General features: G+C 67.3%; 1 protein-coding gene. It reads left to right on the top strand.

Translation table 11 applies throughout. The features are described from left to right. Positions 1-90: 90 nt before the first annotated feature. The coding region (locus V2J85_RS40520) for a DMT family transporter (protein ID WP_330824378.1) at positions 91-468 on the top strand (378 nt) is incomplete at its 3' end.

A 468-nucleotide genomic window follows, 5' to 3' on the forward strand; every position in this document is an offset into this window, starting at 1 on the left:
GTCCAGAGAAAGAACCTGCTGCTCAAGACGCCGAACTACTGAGGTGTCCGGTGGCACAGAGAAGAAATCCGTAACACAAAGGGAGGGTGCATGAAGAACGCAACCGTCGGCCGGTTCCTGCTGCTGGCATTCCTGTGGGGAGGCAGCTTCACCTTCATCAAGGTGTCACTGGACGTGCTGACCCCCGGTCAGCTCGTGCTCAGCCGCCTGGTGCTGGGTGCCGCCGTCCTGCTCGCCATCGTCGCGTTCCGCAGGATCGGCCTTCCCCGGTCCGCCCGCGTCTGGGGCCATGTCGCCGCCGCCGCCCTCTTCGGCAACGTCATCCCGTTCCTGCTGCTCTCCTACGGCGAACAGACCACGGGGGCCGGTATCGCGGGCGTCCTCATCGGCGCCACCCCGCTGCTGACCCTGACCATCGCCGCCGCCGCTCTGCCCACCGAGCGGGCGACCCGGCGCAAGGTCCTCGGG

Origin of the sequence: Streptomyces bugieae, from assembly GCF_036352915.1 — a bacterium.
In the GTDB taxonomy this organism is placed as follows: Bacteria; Actinomycetota; Actinomycetes; order Streptomycetales; family Streptomycetaceae; genus Streptomyces; species Streptomyces endophytica.